Annotated in this window: 14 protein-coding genes; 2 read left to right on the top strand and 12 right to left on the bottom strand. The window is 63.7% G+C overall.

Annotation, left to right across the window (positions count from 1 at the left end; all coding sequences use genetic code 11):
• Positions 1-4: 4 nt before the first annotated feature.
• The 5 genes from NJ69_RS01890 to NJ69_RS01870 all read right to left on the bottom strand — a co-directional run bounded on the left by NJ69_RS01890 (position 5) and on the right by NJ69_RS01870 (position 6,106).
• Complete coding sequence (locus tag NJ69_RS01890) at positions 5-1,567, bottom strand: methyl-accepting chemotaxis protein (RefSeq protein WP_408082605.1); 1,563 nt, start codon at positions 1,565-1,567, stop codon at positions 5-7.
• Positions 1,568-1,753: 186 nt separating this feature from the next.
• Entirely contained in the window at positions 1,754-2,470 is a 717-nt protein-coding gene (locus NJ69_RS01885) for a tellurite resistance TerB family protein (RefSeq protein WP_039575779.1), read from the bottom strand.
• Positions 2,471-2,528: 58 nt separating this feature from the next.
• A complete protein-coding gene (locus tag NJ69_RS01880) occupies positions 2,529-3,635 on the bottom strand; it encodes an NADH:flavin oxidoreductase/NADH oxidase (RefSeq protein ID WP_039575778.1) in 1,107 nt (368 codons plus the stop codon).
• Between the two features lie 191 nt (positions 3,636-3,826).
• Entirely contained in the window at positions 3,827-5,536 is a 1,710-nt protein-coding gene (gene recJ / locus NJ69_RS01875; RefSeq protein ID WP_029613340.1) for a single-stranded-DNA-specific exonuclease RecJ, read from the bottom strand.
• A gap of 27 nt (positions 5,537-5,563) precedes the next feature.
• Positions 5,564-6,106: a YaeQ family protein gene (locus tag NJ69_RS01870; RefSeq protein WP_039575775.1), complete on the bottom strand. Its 543-nt coding sequence runs from the start codon at positions 6,104-6,106 to the stop codon at positions 5,564-5,566.
• A 172-nt stretch (positions 6,107-6,278) separates the two neighbouring features.
• Between NJ69_RS01870 and NJ69_RS01865 the strand changes: the two genes are divergently transcribed.
• Both NJ69_RS01865 and NJ69_RS01860 read left to right on the top strand, forming a co-directional pair.
• Complete coding sequence (locus NJ69_RS01865; protein ID WP_039575772.1) at positions 6,279-7,478, top strand: CaiB/BaiF CoA transferase family protein; 1,200 nt, start codon at positions 6,279-6,281, stop codon at positions 7,476-7,478.
• Positions 7,475-8,377: a TIGR02285 family protein gene (locus NJ69_RS01860; RefSeq protein ID WP_432416634.1), complete on the top strand. Its 903-nt coding sequence runs from the start codon at positions 7,475-7,477 to the stop codon at positions 8,375-8,377. The genes NJ69_RS01865 and NJ69_RS01860 overlap by 4 nt, the downstream gene beginning before the upstream one ends.
• 127 nt (positions 8,378-8,504) lie before the next feature.
• On the opposite strand, the gene NJ69_RS01855 is transcribed toward NJ69_RS01860, so the two are convergent.
• From NJ69_RS01855 to rplS, 7 genes are all read right to left on the bottom strand, one after another.
• On the bottom strand, positions 8,505-8,786 hold the full coding sequence (locus NJ69_RS01855; RefSeq protein WP_039575769.1) for a DUF3509 domain-containing protein: 282 nt from the start codon (positions 8,784-8,786) through the stop codon (positions 8,505-8,507).
• 78 nt (positions 8,787-8,864) lie between these two features.
• Positions 8,865-9,299 carry a hypothetical protein gene (locus tag NJ69_RS01850; protein ID WP_029613343.1) on the bottom strand — a complete coding sequence of 145 codons (435 nt, stop codon included), beginning with the start codon at positions 9,297-9,299 and terminating at the stop codon, positions 8,865-8,867.
• Between the two features lie 184 nt (positions 9,300-9,483).
• Complete coding sequence (thrC, locus tag NJ69_RS01845; protein ID WP_039575767.1) at positions 9,484-10,893, bottom strand: threonine synthase; 1,410 nt, start codon at positions 10,891-10,893, stop codon at positions 9,484-9,486.
• Positions 10,894-11,060: 167 nt separating this feature from the next.
• The gene (locus tag NJ69_RS01840; RefSeq protein ID WP_039575764.1) at positions 11,061-12,365 is read right to left on the bottom strand and encodes a homoserine dehydrogenase; all 1,305 of its coding nucleotides are present in this window, start codon (positions 12,363-12,365) and stop codon (positions 11,061-11,063) included.
• An 81-nt stretch (positions 12,366-12,446) separates the two neighbouring features.
• Positions 12,447-13,226, bottom strand: a complete 780-nt coding sequence (locus NJ69_RS01835) for a DsbC family protein (RefSeq protein WP_039575762.1) — start codon at positions 13,224-13,226, stop codon at positions 12,447-12,449.
• 156 nt (positions 13,227-13,382) lie between these two features.
• Positions 13,383-14,279 carry a site-specific tyrosine recombinase XerD gene (gene xerD / locus NJ69_RS01830; RefSeq protein WP_039575759.1) on the bottom strand — a complete coding sequence of 299 codons (897 nt, stop codon included), beginning with the start codon at positions 14,277-14,279 and terminating at the stop codon, positions 13,383-13,385.
• A 164-nt stretch (positions 14,280-14,443) separates the two neighbouring features.
• On the bottom strand, positions 14,444-14,794 hold the full coding sequence (gene rplS, locus NJ69_RS01825; RefSeq protein WP_029613346.1) for a 50S ribosomal protein L19: 351 nt from the start codon (positions 14,792-14,794) through the stop codon (positions 14,444-14,446).
• Positions 14,795-14,802 lie beyond the last annotated feature (8 nt).

Here is a 14,802-nt window from a genome sequence, read left to right as displayed (position 1 = left end):
GTCGTCAGACTTTGAAGCGCGAGACGCCGCCGCGCAGTCCGGTTGCCACCTGACTCAATTCGTCGATGGCGAAGCTGGCCTGACGCAGCGACTCGACCGTTTGCGTGCTGGCATCGCTCAACTGAGCCAGCGCCTGGTTGATCTGCTCGGCACCGGTGGCTTGCGCCTGCATGCCTTCGTTGACCATCAGCACGCGCGGCGCCAGGGCCTGCACCTGATGGATGATCTGGGTGAGCTGCTCGCCCACCTGCTGCACCTCGAACATGCCGCGGCGCACTTCTTCGGAGAACTTGTCCATGCCCATGACCCCAGCCGACACCGCAGACTGGATCTCGCGCACCATCTGCTCGATGTCGTAGGTGGCCACCGCGGTCTGATCGGCCAGGCGACGCACCTCAGTGGCCACCACGGCGAAGCCACGGCCATACTCACCGGCCTTCTCGGCTTCGATGGCGGCGTTGAGCGACAGCAGGTTGGTCTGGTCGGCCACCTTGACGATGGTCACCACCACCTGATTGATGTTGCCGGCCTTCTCGTTGAGGATGCCCAGCTTGGCGTTGACCAGGTCGGCCGCGCCCATCACCTGGTGCATGGTTTCCTCCATCCGCGCCAGGCCTTGCTGACCGGAGCCGGCCAGGCTGGAGGCCTGATCGGCGGCGCTGGTGACCTCGGTCATGGTGCGCACCAGGTCGCGAGAGGTCGCGGCGATCTCGCGCGAGGTCGCGCCGATTTCAGTGGTGGTGGCTGCGGTTTCGGTGGCGGTGGCCTGTTGCTGCTTGGAGGTGGCAGCAATCTCGGTGACCGAAGTCGTGACCTGGACCGACGAGCGCTGGGCCTGGGCGACCAGGTTGGCCAATGCCTCGGCCATGTCGTTGAAGCCGGTCTCGATGGCGCCGAACTCATCCTTGCGCGCCATGCTCAGGCGCACGCTGAGGTCGCCAGAGCTGAGTTTGTCCAGGGCCTGCACGATGCTGCGCATGGGCGCGCTGATGACCCGCATCAGCAGCAGGCCGCAGATGCCGGCGGCGAGAATCGCCAGGATCAGCGACACCACCATGCTCACCTTGGCCGTGGCCACCGCATCGACGATGTCCCGCGTGGCGGCATTGGCTGCTTCGGTGTTGCGGTCGATGACCGTGTTCAGGTGCTTGCGGCCAGCGGTCCAGGCCGGGGTGAGCACCTCGATGATCAGGCGCTCGGCTTCGGCATAGTTCTCTGCTCGATAGGCACCCAGTACCTGATCGATGGCCTTCTCGTACGCTTGTTCAAGCCCTACGAAGGTATCGAAGGAGGCTTGATCCTGGGCATCCTGGATGGTGCCCTGGTAGTTGGCCATCTGTTCTTTGAGCCGGTCGTGGAAGCCCTTGAACAACTCGGCGTCGGCCGAGCTCAGCTCGCGGTGCTCGGACAGGCCGACCAACTGCTGGGTCGCGACGTAGCTGTCGACCCAGGCGCTGCGGATCATCGAGCTGTAGTAGATGCCGGGAATGCTGTCGGACCCCACCGCTTCCTCGCTGGACTCGATGGTCACCAAACGCGAGTAGGCGGCCACGATCATCAACAGCATGATGGCGATGATCACGGCAAAGCTTGCCAGGATCCGTTGGCGCAAGGTCCAGTTCTTCACAATCAGCCCTCAGGAAAGCTTCACGAGCGGGAAAATCGTCGAAGTATAGCCCAGGCGCCTGACGCTTTATCGGGAGAATTGAAGGCTTACCGGGCTTCCGTGCCCGATGGGTAGCTAAAAGCCATCTCAGGATGTCGATACCTGCCTGACCTGCAGTTCAAGTTCCTCGCGCAGTGCCGGTTCCAGGCGCAGTTGGCGAGCCAGTTCGTCGAGGTAAGCACGTTCCATGAAGTGCTCCTGATCGACCATCATCACGCTGGCCAGGTACATCTCGGCGGCCATCTCCGACGTTTGCGCCGCACGCGCCACCTCTGCCGGATCGAGCGGCTTGTTCAGTTCGCCCTGCAACCAGCGCTGCAGCTCTGGGTCGCTGTCCAGGCGCGTGAACTCGCCTTCGATCAGCTCACGCTCACGCGCATCGATATGGCCATCGGCCTTGGCGGCGGCCACCAGGGCCTTGAGTACGGCCTGGCTGTGTTGCTCGGCCTGGGCTGGCGGCAGTCGGTCGAGCGTCTGCGGCTCGCCAGCGTCGCCCTGGCCCTGACGCGCCTGCCAGTTGCCGTAGGCCTTGTAGGCCAGCACGCCCAGTGCGGCGAGGCCACCGTAGGTCAGCACCTTGCCACCGACCTTGCGCACCTTCTTGTTGCCCATCAGCAGGCCCATGGCGCCGGCCGCCAAGGCGCCGCCACCGGCGCCGGAAACCAGGCCTCCCAGGCCGCCGGCCTTGCCGCCGAGCAGATCGCCGAGCCCCGGCACCTTGCCGGTACCGGGCTTGCCCGACGAATTCTGCAGCAGCGATTGGCCGGATTTGAGCAATTGATCGAGCAGACCACGGGTATTCATCTGGCGAACCCTCAAGGACAGGAAAGCGCCAGATTACGACCGCAGTCTGAATCCAGGCTTAATCGCGCAAATCCGACTCGTGAATGGGGTTGGCGCGATGAGTGGCGCGCTGGTACTGGGCAGGCCAAGTAGCCTTGTTGCCGCCCAAGTCATCGTCGGCATGCAGCGGCCAGTAAGGGTCGCGCAGCAGCTCGCGGGCCAGGAAGATCAGGTCGGCCTGACCGGTGCGCAGGATGTGCTCGGCCTGGGCCGGTTCGGTGATCATGCCGACGGTGCCGGTGGCGATTTCCGACTCCTTGCGCACCCGTTCGGCGAAGCGCGTCTGATAACCGGGCCCGGTGGGAATCTCAGCGTTGACCGAGGTACCGCCAGAGGACACATCGATCAGGTCCACGCCCAGCGCCCGCAGCCGGCGCGCCAGCTCCACCGTCTCGTCAGGGTTCCAGCCATCCTCGACCCAATCGGTGGCCGACACCCGTACGAACAGCGGCAGTTCCTTGGGCCAGACCTCGCGCACCGCTTCGGTCACCTGCAAGGTCAGACGGATGCGGTTGTCGAAGGAACTGCCATAGTCGTCACAGCGCTGATTGCTCAATGGCGAGAGGAATTGATGCAGCAGGTAGCCGTGGGCGGCGTGCAGTTCCACCACTTTGAAGCCCGCGGCCAGGGCGCGCCGCGCGGCCTCCACGAATGCCTCGACGACCTCCTGGATATCATCGTGGCTCAGTTCGCGCGGCGCGGTGTGCTGGGGGTCGAAGGCGATCTTCGACGGCCCCACCGGCTGCCATCCACCCTCCTGCGGCGCGACGCTGCCATGCTTGCCGAGCCAGGGCCGATGGGTACTGGCCTTGCGCCCGGCGTGGGCCAACTGGATACCTGGAACCGCGCCCTGGGCGGTGATGAAACGGGTGATGCGTTGCAACGGAGCGATCTGTTCGTCGTTCCACAACCCAAGGTCTTCTGCGGTGATGCGCCCGTCGGCGGTCACCGCGACGGCCTCCGTGATCACCAGGCCAGCGCCGCCGACAGCGCGACTGCCCAGGTGGACCAGATGCCAGTCGTTAGCCAGGCCATCGACGCTCGAGTACTGGCACATCGGTGAAACGGCGATGCGATTGGGCAACGTCAGCTGACGCAGGGTGTAGGGCTCAAGCAGCATGCTCATGGGAGGGCCTCCGAAGGTCTGCAATGACGGTCCGACCCAGGCGCTGTGGTGCGATCCTGGACCATTACCGGCGTTCCTTGAGACTAGACCAGATTACCCTGGGGATCGGTTCCCGAAAATTCAGGCCATGGCACCTGCACGGTCATCGGTCGCGGCCTGGCGCCGCCATCCCGAGCGAATGCGCCGAGCCCTCAGCGCGGCTCCATATGCGCAATCATCAACTGCACACTTTCGTTGCCGCGAAACTCGTTCACATCCAGTTTGTAGGCCAGCTCCACCCAGCGCACCGTCGGGTTGGGCCATACCTCGCGATCGACGCTGAAAGCGATGCCATCAAGACGCAGCGAACCGCACTCGCTCTTGAGCACCACTTTCAGATGGCGCTCGCCGACCACCCGTTGCTCCACCAACTCAAACACGCCGTGGAACAACGGCTCGGGAAAATGCTGCCCCCAGGGGCCGGCATTACGCAGGGCGCGGGCAAGGTCGAGGTGGAACTCCTCGACCGCCAGGCTGCCGTCGGACAGCAACCGACCGGTCAGATCGTCCTCATCCAATTGGCGTCGCACCTCCTGGTCGAACGCCTCGGCGAACACCGGGAAATGCTCAGCCGGCAGCGACAAGCCTGCCGCCATGGCATGTCCGCCGAACTTGCTGATCAACTGGGGGTGCCGCGCCGCCACCGCATCCAGGGCATCGCGAATGTGAAACCCCGGTACCGAGCGCGCCGAGCCCTTGAGCATGCCTTCGCCGGCGTCGGCGAAGGCGATGGTCGGACGGTGATAGCGCTCCTTCAAGCGCGAGGCGAGGATGCCGATCACGCCCTGGTGCCATTCGGCATCGAACAGGCACAGCCCATAGGGCATGGCGTCGAGCGGCAGGTCCTTGAGCTGGGCCAACGCTTCGCGCTGCATGCCTTGTTCGATGGACTTGCGGTCCTGGTTGAGCCCATCCAGTTGCGCTGCCATGTCCAACGCCGTGGCGGGGTCTTCGCAGAGCAGGCATTCGATGCCCAGGCTCATGTCGTCCAGACGCCCTGCTGCATTGAGCCGAGGCCCGAGAATGAAGCCCAGGTCGGTTGAGGTGATGCGCCGATGATCGCGCCGCGCGACTTCAAGGATGGCCTTCAGGCCAGGTCTCGCGCGGCCCGCACGGATGCGCTCGAGTCCCTGATGAACCAGGATGCGGTTGTTGGCATCCAGCGGCACCACATCGGCGACGCTGCCCAGGGCCACCAGATCGAGTAACTCCCCTATGTTCGGTTGCGCCTGGGTCTCGTAGCGGCCCAGGCTGCGCAAGCGCGCGCGCAGCGCCATGAGCACGTAGAAGATCACCCCCACCCCGGCCAGCGATTTGCTGGGGAAGGTGCAACCGGGCTGGTTCGGGTTGACGATGGCATCAGCCTGCGGCAACTGCTCGCCCGGCAAGTGGTGGTCGGTGACCAGCACCTTGAGCCCGGCCGCCTTCGCCGCAGCGACGCCTTCGACGCTGGAGATCCCGTTGTCCACCGTCACCAGCAGGTGCGGCTCGCGCTGCAGCGCCACCTCGACGATTTCCGGCGTCAGGCCGTAACCGTACTCGAAGCGATTAGGCACCAGGTAATCGACCTGGGCTGCACCGAGCAGACGCAGGCCGAGCACGCCGACGGTGCTGGCTGTAGCGCCATCAGCGTCGAAGTCGCCGACGATGAGGATGCGCTGGCGCCGGTCCAGGGCCTCCACCAGCAGGTCCACGGCAGCGTCGATGCCCTTGAGCTGCTGATAGGGCAGCAAGCGCGCCAGGCTCTTGTCCAGTTCCAGCTCACTCTGCACGCCACGGGCGGCGTACAGACGGGTCAGCAGGGGCGGCAGTTGGCCGAGAAACGGCAGGGTTGCAGGCAGGGGGCGGGGCTCGATGCGCATGGGGCTCTTCAGTCAGGTCGAATCAGGTCAGCCGCGCTCGCCGAGCAGCCACTGCAGTTGGACTTCGTGCTGACCCCGGTCGTCGGTCACGAAGAGCGTGCCTTCACTGATCATCACGTCCCACTTGATGGTGCGCGGCATGTCGGTGGCCAGCACGTCCAGCACCTCTTGCGGCACCGCCGCGATGCTCAGGTTCTTCAGGCCCTTGACCGCCGGCACCACCTTGCCCTCCCACACCCGCAGGCTGCCGTAGGCCAGCAGGCTGGTGCGCTCGGTGCGACGCGAGCACCAGGTCAGGCGATCGGCATCGGGCTGGCCCACCTCGATCCAATGCAGGATCCGATCATCCAGGCTCTTTTCCCACACTGCCGCCTCATCGACGTCCGACAGACCGCGCCCGAAGGCCAACTGTTCGTTGTACCAGAGCGCGTAGGCCAGCAAGCGAACAGCCATGCGCTCCTCGGTCTCGGACGGATGACGGGCGATGGTCCGGCGTACGTTTTCGTACACGCCACGGTCGAGGTCGGTGAGATTGAGTTCGAACTTGTAGGTGGTGGACGGCTGGGCCATGGGGCAGAGGCTTCTTCGAAGAAAGTCGGAGAGTTTACCCGATCCGCGTGCGCAGAGGGGCTCGTGTCGTCCGTCAGTGCGCACAGGCACGCAACCGCTGTCGCGAGCCATTACCTGCATCGAGCCAGCTGTGATAAAACCAAGCCCTCTTTTCAGCCGTCACGGATCCACCATGTCCAGTCCTGCCAAACCCCTCGCCGGCCTCAAGGTGATCGAGCTCGGTACCCTGATCGCCGGACCCTTCGCCTCGCGCATCTGCGCCGAGTTCGGTGCCGAGGTGATCAAGGTCGAATCGCCGGACGGTGGCGATCCGCTGCGCAAGTGGCGCAAGCTCTACGAGGGCACGTCGTTGTGGTGGTTCGTGCAGGCGCGCAACAAACAGTCGCTCACCCTGAATCTCAAAGACCCGGAGGGTCGCGAGGTGCTCAAGCGGCTGCTGGCCGAGGCCGACATCCTGATCGAGAACTTCCGCCCCGGCGTGCTGGAAAAGCTGGGCCTGGGCTGGGACGTGCTGCACGCCCTCAACCCGCGGCTGGTGATGGTCCGCCTTTCCGGCTTCGGCCAGAGCGGGCCGATGAAGGACCAGCCCGGCTTCGGTGCGGTCGGCGAATCCATGGGCGGCCTGCGCTACATCACCGGCTTCGACGACCGGCCACCGGTGCGTACGGGCATCTCAATCGGCGACTCGATCGCCGCCTTATGGGGCGTGATCGGTGCGCTGATGGCCTTGCGTCATCGGGAGGTCAACGGTGGCCAGGGACAAGTGGTGGACGTGGCCTTGTACGAAGCGATCTTCGCCATGATGGAAAGCATGGTGCCGGAATTCGACGTATTCGGTTTCATCCGCGAACGCACCGGCAACATCATGCCGGGCATCACCCCGTCGTGTATCCACACCAGTGCCGACGGCCGCCATGTGCAGATCGGCGCCAATGGCGATGCGATCTTCAAGCGCTTCATGCAGGCCATCGGCCGTAACGACCTTGCCGACGACCCCACTCTTTCCAGCAATGACGGTCGCGACCTGCGCCGCGACGAGTTGTATGGCGTGATCGACCGTTGGGTCAACGGTTTGCCGCTGGATCAGGTGATGCAGGTGCTGAACGACGCCGGTGTGCCCGCCAGTCGCATCTATTCAGCCGAAGACATGTTCCACGACCCGCAGTTTCTCGCTCGGGAAATGTTCGTCCAGGCTCGGCTGCCAGACGGCAAGCCGTTCAAGATGCCGGGCATCGTTCCCAAGCTTTCGGACACGCCCGGCTCTACCGAATGGGTGGGGCCGGCCCTTGGCGAGCACACCGCCACGTTGCTGACCCGCCTGGGCTACAGCGAGGCCGACATTGCCCGACTGCGCGAACAGGGGGCCATCTGATTCAACTTCAAAGGGCCGCGCAGCGCCTGCTGCTGTGCATCCTGCCGCTACTGGCGCTGCAACCTGCGAAGGCGGGTGAGCGCCTGACCTGGCTGGTACGTGACCTACCGCCGTTCACCATTTACGAAGGCACGGAAAAAGGTCAGGGTGTGATCGACAGCCTGCTACCCCAGTTGATCGAGCAGTTGCCGGAGTACCAACACAGCATCGTGCGCGTCAACCGCCCGCGTGGCATCCAGATGCTGCAGGACCCTACCCTCACCTGCGATCCGACGCTGCTGTGGACGCCGGAGCGGGCCAGCTTCGCGAAATTTTCCCAGCCTTTGCTACCGATCGTGAGCAGTGGCGTGATCGTGCGTAGACAGGACCTGGCAGCACTGAACCTGTCCGCAGGCCAGACCTCCGTGGACCTCACGCAATTGCTCGGCACGCCGGGTCTGAAACTGGGCGTCGTCGCCGGCCGCAGTTACGGGCAAGAAACCGATGCGATCCTCAGCCAGTTGCCTGACTCGGCGTTGAGTCGGCACTACGGCAACGATGCCACCGCCAATCTATTGCAGATGCAGCAGTTAGGGCGGTTGCACGTGGTATTGGGTTACTGGCCTGAAGCACGCTATCTGCTTCAACAGCAAGGCAACGCGTTGGACGCGTATGCGTTTCTCTCGATCAAGGGCGCCAAACGCTATCAACTGATCCACGTCGGTTGCTCCAACACCCCGGCAGGTCGAGAGGCCATCGCCAAGATCGACCGGCTTCTGCCCCATCTGCGCTCAACGGAGTTGCTTGAGCGCTATGCCCGATGGCTGGATCCCGAACTGCGCGAACACTACCTGAAACAGGCGCGCCGGCTGTTGCAAGCAGAGCAGCCACCGGACGCCGCCCACAGCGCTGATCGCTAAAAAGAAACCCCGCAGGCTGTCGCACAGCCAACGGGGTCAAGCAAAGGCCTTGCGGGCCTTGCGCCCTGGGTCGATACCACCGGAGCAAAGCAGTATCACCACAGGGTCAAGAAATGTGACGGGGCGCTTACGCGAAGGTTCCCTGAGTTTGCACGGGCTGACGCAGCGCCGCGATCACGCACGGTTGCAAGCGGCCTTCGACGATCTGCAGGTCGCGGTGCAGACCGTCCACCAGATCCACCAGCAGCCGCTGATCCTGCAACTGCAACAGGCTGACAGAGCGCCGCAGCACGGATGTGCCGCGCGTATCGACGACGCTCAACTGGCGGTCGCCGCTGGCGTCCACGGCATCGAGCTGGACCTGATAGGGTGACAGGGCATCATTGAGCAGGGTGCAGATTCTTTCCATCCGGCGTACTCGCTTTGTCGGTAACCTAACGAAACTGACCGCCAAGCGAAGCGGAAAGTTCGCTTGACGGTCGCCGCGTCATCGAGCATGGAGGCTGGAGGTGACAGTTTCGATATCCCGCGTCTGCAGCCCACCGATCGCCGGACGCAGGCGCAACAGCGCAGCGTGCAAGGCCGGCATCGAGAGCGGCCAGGAAAGGTTGGCGACCACCCACAACCCTCTGCGCCACGCTTCCACGGACAGGTTCGGTGCCCCCGCCGGTGGCGCGCCGATGAACAGCACCGCACGCACTTGCCCTTGACGCACGATGCTTTTCAATAGCGCCTGAACGGCCAGGGTGGGCATACCATGATCGATGAGCACCGCATCCGGCGCTTGGGCCAGACTCGCCTTGGCGTTGTGCAGGTCGTTGACCACCCGCACCTTGAACACGCCCAGCGCGTTGCAGGCTTGGTGGAGGGTGATCTGGTGAGAGGGACGGGACTGGACGACGAGAAGATCGAGGCGCTGCATGAGCCGCTCCTGAGGGCTGCTGGCCCTGGTGGACAGGGCGCCCACTCTAGAAAGGCGATACAGAAACTCCTATAGGAAGAAACTGATAGTGCAGGATGAATCTTCGCAGAAACCCTCCACTCGAACGAAAACGGGGCAAGCCGGATGACCGACTTGCCCCGCTTGGCCTCGCGACCAGAACGCCTTACAGCGGCTTGCCGCGATTACCGTGCTGGCTGACGAACGCCTGGACCGCTTTCAGATCGTTGGCCAGCACCGTGCAACGCTCCTCACGGCTGAACAGGTCGCTCAGGTGCACCGGCAACTCCAGCGCCTTGCCGACGCCCGCCTGCTCGACCGCCTCGGGGAACTTCACCGGGTGTGCAGTGCCCAGCACCACCATCGGCGTATCCAGGCTACGGCGGCACTCGCGAGCAGCCTTGACACCGATTGCAGTGTGCGGATCGAGCACCTCGCCAGTGGCCTTGAACACCTCGGCAATGGTGTCGCACGTCTGCTCGTCGCTCACCGCCAGTGAGTCGAACAGCTTGCGCGCCTCGGTCCAGCGGTCCTGCTCGACGCTGAAACCGCCGCCTTGCTTGAAGTTGGCCATCAACTCGGCAATCGCCGCGCCATTGCGACCGTGCAGGTCGAACAGCAGGCGCTCGAAGTTCGACGAGACCATGATGTCCATCGACGGCGACAGGGTCGGGTGCAGAGCGTCCTTGACGTACTGATTGCCGCTCATGAAGCGGTGCAGGATGTCATTGCGGTTGGTCGCCACGACTAACTGGCTGATCGGTAGACCCATGTTGCGCGCCAGGTAACCGGCGAAGATGTCGCCGAAGTTGCCGGTCGGCACCGAGAATGCCACGGAACGGGCCGGACCACCCAGTTGCAGCGCCGCATGGAAGTAGTAGACGATCTGAGCCATGATCCGCGCCCAGTTGATCGAATTGACCGCCACCAGCCGGGTGCCTTTGAGGAAGGACTGGTCGGCGAAACTCGCCTTGACCATCTCCTGGCAGTCGTCGAAGTTGCCCTCGATGGCGATGTTGTGGATGTTGTCGCCCAGGATGGTGGTCATCTGGCGGCGCTGGACTTCCGACACACGCTGGTGCGGGTGCAGGATGAAGATATCGACGTTGTCGCAGCGGCGGCAGCCTTCGATGGCAGCCGAGCCGGTGTCGCCGCTGGTGGCGCCGACGATCACCACACGCTCGCCACGCTTGAGCAAGACGTGGTCGAGCAGACGACCCAGCAGTTGCAGGGCGAAATCCTTGAACGCCAGGGTCGGGCCGTGGAACAGCTCCATCACCCACTCATTGCCATTGAGCTGGCGCAGCGGCGCCACCGCAGCGTGGGCGAAGACGCCGTAGGTTTCCTCGAGAATCTTCTTGAAATCGGCATCGGCGATGCTGCCCGCCACGAAGGGACGCATGACGCGGAACGCCAGCTCGTGATACGGCAGGCCGGCCCAGGAAGCGATCTCTTCCTGGGTGAAGCGCGGCAGGTTTTCCGGTACGTACAGGCCGCCGTCGCTGGCAAGGCCCGCCAGCAGAACGTCTTCGAAATTCAACGCCGGAGCCTGGCCCCGAGTACTGATATAGCGCATGGGTGCAAACCTTTCATTTGAGCTGCAAGCTGTAAGCGCCAAGCCACGAGAAAAGCCGATTGGCGTTGCTCTCGCGCTGTGCTTCTCACCTTGCCGCGAATGGACTCTATTGAAAGCCTCAACACCGCGCCGCTTTTACTGGCAGCTCGCAGCTTGAGGCTTGCCGCTTAATTGAGCTGTTCGACGCGGATGCGTACCACGCTGCCGACCACGTCCTGCAGCGCTTCCAAGGCGACGATGGCGTCGTCGATGCGCTGTTCGATGACCCGGTGAGTGAGCAGGATCATCGGCACCAGGCCATCCTGCTCCTCGGCTTCCTTCTGCATGATCGACTCTATGTTGATGCCACGCTCGGAAAGGATGCTCGCCACCTGGGCCAACACGCCCGGGTGATCCTTGGCCTGGATGCGCAGGTAGTAGGCGCTTTCGCAGGCCTCGATCGGCAGGATCGGATGCGCCGACAGCGAGTCGGGCTGGAACGCCAGGTGCGGGACGCGGTTCTCCGGGTCGGCGGTCATGGCGCGCACCACATCGACCAGGTCGGCGACCACCGAAGAGGCGGTCGGCTCCATGCCGGCACCGGCGCCGTAGTACAAGGTCGAGCCGGCGGCATCGCCGTTGACCATCACCGCGTTCATCACGCCGTTGACGTTGGCGATCAGGCGGTCGCTGGGAATCAGGGTCGGGTGGACGCGCAGCTCGATGCCATCGGCGGTACGGCGCGCCACGCCCAGGTGCTTGATGCGATAGCCCAGGGCCTCGGCGTAGTTGACGTCGGCGGTGGTCAGACGGGTGATGCCTTCGGTATAGGCCTTGTCGAACTGCAGCGGAATGCCAAAGGCGATGGACGCCAGGATGGTCAGCTTGTGCGCAGCATCGATGCCCTCGACATCGAAGGTCGGATCGGCCTCGGCATAGCCCAGCGCCTGGGCCTCGGCCAGCACATCAGGGAAGGCACGGCCCTTCTCGCGCATTTCGGTGAGGATGAAGTTGCCGGTGCCGTTGATGATGCCGGCCAGCCAATTGATACGGTTGGCCGACAGCCCCTCGCGAATGGCCTTGATCACCGGAATGCCACCAGCGACTGCGGCTTCGAAGGCGACGATCACGCCCTTTTCGCGGGCTTTGGCAAAGATCTCGTTGCCGTGGACGGCAATCAGCGCCTTGTTGGCCGTGACCACGTGCTTGCCGTTTTCGATGGCCTTGAGCACCAGATCGCGGGCAATGGTATAGCCACCGATCAGCTCGATGACGATGTCGATCTCGGGGTTGGTCGCAACGTCGAACACATCAGCGGTAATGGGGGTACCGGTAATCTGGCAGTTCGGGTTCTGCGAGCGCATGGCGATCTGGGCCACTTCAATACCGCGCCCGGCACGGCGGGCAATCTCCTCGGCGTTGCGCTGAAGCACATTGAAGGTACCGCCACCGACGGTCCCCAACCCACAGATGCCTACTTTGACCGGTTTCACTGTGAACTCCCCATAGAACGACCGGCACTATGCCGACCGTGAAACATGCCGTCACCCCATGACGACGGCGTACTGAATGAATTACTTGGCCGCTTGCGCCTGGCCGGCAAACGCCAGCTTGGCCACTTGCGGTGCCGGCTGGTAGCCCGGAATCACCTGACCGCTTTCGAGCACGATCGCTGGCGTACCGTTGACGCCGATCGACTGGCCGAGGTGGAACTGTTTGCTGACCGGGTTGGCGCATTTGGCCGCCTTGATTTCCTTGCCATCGACCATCTTGTCCATCGCCGCGACGCGATCGCTGGAGCACCACACGGCCTGCAACTGCTCGTCACCCGGCGAGCCCAGGCCTTGGCGCGGGAAGGCCACGTACCGCACCTCGATACCGCGCTTGTTCAGCTCCGGTACTTCAGCATGCAGCTTGTGGCAGTACGGGCACGTGGTATCGGTGAACACGGTGATGTGCGAGCGGGTTTCGCCCTTGGCCGGGTAAACGACCATTTCAGCCTTGGGAATGCCGTTGATCAGCTTGGCGATGCCTTGGCGCTCGGTCTTCTCGGTGAGATTGACCGGCTTGCCGTCCTGCAGTTGATACAGGTAACCCTGCATGACGTACTGGCCGTCACCACTGGCATAGAGCACACGACCGCCTTGCAGCTTGACTTCGTACAGACCACCGACCGGGCTGTTGGAGACGCTCTCGATCGGCACTTCCAGTTCAAGGGTCTTGAGCGTGTTGCGAATGGCCTGCTCGGCGCCTGCGTTGGCATTGGCACCGGCACTGGCCTCGGTGGCCGCGGCGGCGGCAAAGGTACTGGCCAACGCCAGAGCGGCGGCGGCAAAAATCTGGGTCACGCGCATGGGGTACTCCTGAAGACGGACGGGGACCGGAGGACGTCGCCTGCGGGAAAAGCGCGGCGACTAGAGCGGTCCCTGATGCAAACCGCCCAAGACTACCACATCAGGCGGGGACGAAATCAGTGTCTGGAAAGCCGCCGAGCGGAACATGAGGATCATTCATCCACGCGGATGGTGCTGGGCGTGCAACTGCTGCAAGCGCGCCTTGGCCACATGGGTGTAGATCTGCGTGGTGGACAGGTCGCTGTGGCCCAGCAGCATTTGCACCACGCGCAGGTCGGCGCCGTGGTTGAGTAAATGCGTGGCGAAGGCATGGCGCAAGGTGTGCGGCGACAGCGGCTTGTCGATCCCGGCCACGCGCGCATGGTGCTTGATACGGTGCCAGAAGGTCTGCCGGGTCATTTCCTCCCCGCGCAGGCTGGGGAACAGCACGTCGCTGGGACGACCGTTGAGCAGATCGGCGCGGCCACCGCGCAGGTAGCGCTCGATCCACAGCACCGCTTCCTCACCCATCGGCACCAAGCGCTCCTTGCTGCCCTTGCCCATCACCCGCAAGACGCCTTGCCTGAGGTTGACCTGGTCCAAGGTCAGGCTGACCAACTCAGTCACCCGCAGGCCGCAGGCATACAGCACCTCGAGCATGGCGCGGTCACGCTGGCCGATGGCCTCACCCAGATCAGGCGCCTTGAGCAGGGCCTCGACGTCCGCTTCCGACAGCGACTTGGGCAACGGGCGGCCCAGTTGCGGCATGTCCACCTGCAAGGTGGGATCGAGGGCAATCAGCTTCTCGCGCAGCAGATAGCGATAGAAACCCCGCACTCCGGACAGAAAGCGGGCGGTGGAGCGTGGCTTGTAACCCTGGTCCAGACGCCAGGCAAGGTGATCGAGGATGGCGGCGCGGCCCGCCTCGGGCAAGGCCAGGCCCTGCTCCTGCAGCCAACCGTTGAACAGGGCCAGATCGCTGCGATAGGAAACACGGGTATTGTCCGACAGCCCCTTTTCCAGCCAGAGGGCGTCGAGGAATTGGTCGATCAGCGGGTGGTCCAGAGCAGGCATTTAACGGGTCTGTGGCGAAAAAGTGCGCCTAGTCTTCCACACGGGACAACGCTTGTCTGCAATGGCCTGGCGACGCATCTTTTCACGGACGCAGAACGCAAAAAAGCAGCCCGAAGGCTGCTCTTTCTCTCGCAAGGTGGCCGAGGCCACCGGTCAAACTGCACTCAGGACAGTTTTTCCTTGATGCGAGCGGCTTTGCCGGACAGGTCGCGCAGGTAGTACAGCTTGGCTTTACGCACGTCACCACGACGTTTCACGGCCAGGCTGTCGATCTGCGGGCTGTAGGTCTGGAAGGTACGCTCGACGCCAACGCCGCTGGAGATCTTGCGCACGGTGAAGGCGCTGTTCAGACCGCGGTTACGCTTGGCGATGACGACGCCTTCGAACGCCTGCAGACGGGAACGCTCACCTTCCTTCACTTTGACCTGGACGACAATGGTGTCGCCGGGTGCGAAGGCTGGGATTTCCTTGCTCATCTGCTCGGCTTCGAGCTGCTGGATGATCTTGTTGGTCATGCTGTGCT

Source organism: Pseudomonas parafulva, assembly GCF_000800255.1.
Taxonomy (GTDB): domain Bacteria; phylum Pseudomonadota; class Gammaproteobacteria; order Pseudomonadales; family Pseudomonadaceae; genus Aquipseudomonas; species Aquipseudomonas boreofloridensis.
Note: the sequence above shows the minus strand (reverse complement) of the source record. Positions and strands in the feature narration are given on the sequence as shown.

What these genes read in the sequence shown, in the direction of transcription:
- xerD (WP_039575759.1), bottom strand. Translation starts at nt 14,279, where the DNA reads ATGCCTGCTCTGGACCACCCGCTGATCGACCAATTCCTCGACGCCCTC.
- recJ (WP_029613340.1), bottom strand. Translation starts at nt 5,536, where the DNA reads ATGCGCATCGAGCCCCGCCCCCTGCCTGCAACCCTGCCGTTTCTCGGC.
- NJ69_RS01880 (WP_039575778.1), bottom strand. Translation starts at nt 3,635, where the DNA reads ATGAGCATGCTGCTTGAGCCCTACACCCTGCGTCAGCTGACGTTGCCC.
- NJ69_RS01890 (WP_408082605.1), bottom strand. Translation starts at nt 1,567, where the DNA reads ATGCTGTTGATGATCGTGGCCGCCTACTCGCGTTTGGTGACCATCGAG.
- thrC (WP_039575767.1), bottom strand. Translation starts at nt 10,893, where the DNA reads ATGCGCTATATCAGTACTCGGGGCCAGGCTCCGGCGTTGAATTTCGAA.
- NJ69_RS01870 (WP_039575775.1), bottom strand. Translation starts at nt 6,106, where the DNA reads ATGGCCCAGCCGTCCACCACCTACAAGTTCGAACTCAATCTCACCGAC.
- NJ69_RS01855 (WP_039575769.1), bottom strand. Translation starts at nt 8,786, where the DNA reads ATGGAAAGAATCTGCACCCTGCTCAATGATGCCCTGTCACCCTATCAG.
- NJ69_RS01865 (WP_039575772.1), top strand. Translation starts at nt 6,279, where the DNA reads ATGTCCAGTCCTGCCAAACCCCTCGCCGGCCTCAAGGTGATCGAGCTC.
- NJ69_RS01885 (WP_039575779.1), bottom strand. Translation starts at nt 2,470, where the DNA reads ATGAATACCCGTGGTCTGCTCGATCAATTGCTCAAATCCGGCCAATCG.
- NJ69_RS01850 (WP_029613343.1), bottom strand. Translation starts at nt 9,299, where the DNA reads ATGCAGCGCCTCGATCTTCTCGTCGTCCAGTCCCGTCCCTCTCACCAG.
- rplS (WP_029613346.1), bottom strand. Translation starts at nt 14,794, where the DNA reads ATGACCAACAAGATCATCCAGCAGCTCGAAGCCGAGCAGATGAGCAAG.
- NJ69_RS01835 (WP_039575762.1), bottom strand. Translation starts at nt 13,226, where the DNA reads ATGCGCGTGACCCAGATTTTTGCCGCCGCCGCTCTGGCGTTGGCCAGT.